Annotated in this window: 1 protein-coding gene and 2 pseudogenes; all 3 read left to right on the forward strand. The window is 71.2% G+C overall.

The window, feature by feature from the left end; all coding sequences use genetic code 11:
• Nucleotides 1-384, forward strand: a pseudogene (locus tag K2X24_RS24390) (hypothetical protein); the annotation flags it as partial.
• 129 nt (nt 385-513) lie between these two features.
• Entirely contained in the window at nt 514-2,244 is a 1,731-nt protein-coding gene (locus tag K2X24_RS24395) for a heparinase II/III family protein (RefSeq protein WP_292498096.1), read from the forward strand.
• A gap of 91 nt (nt 2,245-2,335) precedes the next feature.
• Nucleotides 2,336-2,925: pseudogene (purH, locus tag K2X24_RS24400) on the forward strand (bifunctional phosphoribosylaminoimidazolecarboxamide formyltransferase/IMP cyclohydrolase); the annotation flags it as partial.

The following is a 2,925-nucleotide window of genomic DNA, read 5'->3' on the forward strand; positions in this document are numbered from 1 at the left end:
CATGCCCGCGCGCAGGGGTTCTACGAGGCGGCCCTGAAGATCCAGCCCGACGACCCCCTGATTCTCTCGAATCTCGGCCTGTCCTACGCGCTGGGCCGACAATTGCCGCAGGCCGAGGAGACCCTGCGCCGCGCGGTCGCCCAGCCCCGAGCCGATGCGCGGGTTCGGCAGAACCTGGCGCTGGTCCTCGGGCTCCAGGGCAAGTTCGCCGATGCGGAGGCCGCCTCGCGAACCGACCTGTCCCCGGACGAGGCCGCCGCTAACACCGCCGCCCTCCGGGCCTTCGTGGCGCAGCCCAACAGCTGGAAAGCCCTCAGGGCCTCGGAGGCCAGGGCGCCCAAGCCAGTGCGAACGGTCGCGGCGTCGGCGGGAGCCGCCGAATGAGCGCGTCCGAGCATGGACGGAGCGTCGGATTTGCGGTTAACCGCGCACTCGGATCGACGGTCTCGCTTCGAGAAGCGGCATCCGGCGTGAGATCCGGCGGTCGGGCTCGGCGCCGGAAGGGGAGAACGCGTGCGCTGGGGAGCTGATCGCTGGCGTTTCTACCGGCTCATCGGGCGCGAGATCACGCGGTCCGTGCGCGATACCTATGCGCGCCTGACCGGCCGGCCCGACATCCTCGCCCGTGCCCGGGTGACCGGCCTCGTGATCGCGCCGCACGACCTGCGCACCAGCGACGCCACCTTCGCGGACGACATCTATGCCGGCCTGTTCGTGTTCGCCGGGCGCTCGCTGTCGGTGAGCGGACGCTCGCCCTTCGATTACGCGCCGCCCTCGCAGGAATGGGCCGACATCCTCTACGGCTTCGGCTGGCTGCGCCACCTGCGCGCCGCCGACACGGCGCTGGCGCGCGCCAATGCCCGTGCCTTCGTCGCCGACTTCGTCGCCGGACGCGGCGACACCGCACTCGCCCGGCCGACGCCGGTGGCGGCGCGGCGCCTCATCTCGTTCCTGTGTCAGTCTCCCCTGGTGCTCGAGGGCGCGGACCACGTCTTCTACCAGTCCTTTCTGAAGGCCCTCGGCAAGGCAGCCCGCGAACTCGAGGGCGACCTGCGCCGGGGCATCTCGCCCCAGACCCGGCTCCTTGCCGCCGTGGCCCTCTGCTATGCGGGCCTGTGCTGCGAGGGCATCCAGCCCATCCTCCGGCGCTCCACCCGCATCCTTGTGCGCGAACTCGACCGGCAGATTCTGCGGGACGGCGGCCACCGCAGCCGCGACCCGCGCTTCGCGATGGAGCTGCTCCTCGATCTGCTGCCCCTGCGCCAGAGCTTCCTCTCGCGCAGCGTCGATCCGCCGGATGCCCTCCTGCATGCCATCGACCGGATGCTGCCGCTGCTGAGGCTGCTCCGGCATCCCGATGCTTCGCTCAGCCACTTCAACGGCATGGGCGCGACGGCCGCCGATCATTTGGCCACGCTGCTGGTCTATGACGGCGCCCTGGCCCAGCCGATGATGCACGCGCCGAATTCCGGCTACGAGCGCATGGAAGGCGGCCGGGTCCTCGTGGTGGCCGATGTCGGCGCGCCGCCGCCCCTTCCCGATTCGATCAATGCCGGGGCCGGCTGCCTGTCCTTCGAGATGTCGAGCGGCCCGCAGCGCATCGTCATCAATTGCGGATTGCCGGCGAGCGGCCCGGAACTGCGCCGGCTGGCCCGCAGCACCGCCGCCCACTCGACCGCGACCGTCGCCGACACTTCCTCCTGCCGGTTCCTGGTCGGTGGCGGCGCCTGGTACGAGCGCTGGGCGGTGCGTTGGCTCTCGCACCGGATCGGCCCGGTGATCCTGCGCGGGCCCCGCGCGGTGAAGTCGGAGCGGACCAGCGAGGACGGTGCCAGCATCCTGGCCGCGCGCCACGACGGATATGCCCACGATTTCGGGGTGATCCACGAGCGCCGCTGGCGCCTCGCGGCCAGTGGCCAGGTGCTCGAGGGCGAGGACGCCTTCGTGCGCAGCGTGGGCCCGAAGCGCGGCAAGGTCCGGCGCCAGGAGGTCGCGGTCCGCTTCCACCTGCACCCGGCCATCGCGGCGCGCGGATTGGACGACGGCCGCATCGAGCTCAGCCTGCCCATCGGCGAGGTCTGGCACTTCGGTGCCGAGGGCGGCGAGATCGCCCTGGAGGAGAGCGTCTACTTCGCCGGGCTCACCGGCGCACGGCGCACCGATCAGATCGTGATCTACCTCTCCGTCGCGGACGATACCCGCGTCCGCTGGGGCTTCGCCCGGTCCCAGAATCCGGGCGGCTGACGGGCGGCTGGCCGCAGCGCACCATTTCGTGGTAGGCGCGCACGAGTTCCATCGTCGCAGTTCCTTCGTATTTTGCCCCGGACGAAACGCCATGTCGCATGACCAGGTGCGGGTTAACCGCGCACTCCTCTCCGTCTCCGACAAGGCCGGCCTCGTCGAGTTCGCCACCGCCCTCGACCGCCTCGGCATCGCGCTGGTCTCCACGGGTGGGACGCACAAGGCCCTGCGCGCGGCCGGGCTCACCGTCGCGGAGGTCGCCGACCTCACCGGCTTTCCCGAGATGATGGACGGTCGCGTGAAGACGCTGCACCCCGGCATCCACGGCGGACTGCTCGCCGTGCGCGGCAACCCGGAGCATCAGGCGGCGCTGGCCGCCCACGGCATCCGCGCGATCGACCTGCTGGTGGTCAACCTCTATCCCTTCGAGGAGACGGTGGCGAAGGGCGCCGGCTACGACGATTGCGTCGAGAACATCGATATCGGCGGTCCGGCCATGATCCGCGCCGCCTCGAAGAACCACGTCGACGTCGCGGTCGTGGTCGACGTGGGCGACTACGCCGCCGTGCTCGCCGAACTCGAAGCCCAGGGCGGGTCGCTCGGCGAGCGCACCCGGCGCCGCCTCGCCCAGAAGGCCTATGCGCGAACCGCCGCCTACGACGCCGCCATCGCGAATTGGCTCGC

Origin of the sequence: Methylobacterium sp., from assembly GCF_019750675.1 — a bacterium.
Classification (GTDB): domain Bacteria; phylum Pseudomonadota; class Alphaproteobacteria; order Rhizobiales; family Beijerinckiaceae; genus Methylobacterium.